The sequence below is a fragment of the Paenalicyclobacillus cellulosilyticus genome (assembly GCF_014647315.1).
In the GTDB taxonomy this organism is placed as follows: domain Bacteria; phylum Bacillota; class Bacilli; order Alicyclobacillales; family Alicyclobacillaceae; genus Alicyclobacillus_J; species Alicyclobacillus_J cellulosilyticus.
This window is the reverse complement of sequence record NZ_BMOY01000142.1, coordinates 1-254: the sequence shown is the minus strand read 5'-3', so window position 1 is coordinate 254 and position 254 is coordinate 1. Positions and strand designations below refer to the sequence as shown.

Annotated in this window: 1 protein-coding gene; it reads right to left on the bottom strand. The window is 44.5% G+C overall.

All coding sequences use genetic code 11. The features are described 5' to 3' along the window. Nucleotides 1–244, bottom strand: a 244-nt coding sequence (locus tag IEX97_RS13805; RefSeq protein WP_229776945.1) for a hypothetical protein, incomplete at its 3' end; no start/stop codon positions are given. Nucleotides 245–254 lie beyond the last annotated feature (10 nt).

The window sequence follows — 254 nt, the reverse complement described above, 5'->3', positions numbered from 1 at the left end:
AAACCCCAGCCACCACTAAAGCAACGCATGCGAAGATCGCAAGCGCTGCACCTAGCTTTCTCCATTTAGGCGAAGCATGACCAGACACTTCTTTTGAAAGTCCAGCTAATTTACGAATATTTGCTTCATCTTTAGGCTCGCTTATCGCTCTATTGCTACAAGACAATACCCATGTCAGATCGGACACTTCTTTGGCAGAAAGGCGAGAACTTTGATAAATGTCTCGAACTTGTTCTAGTATCATGCTTCCTTGG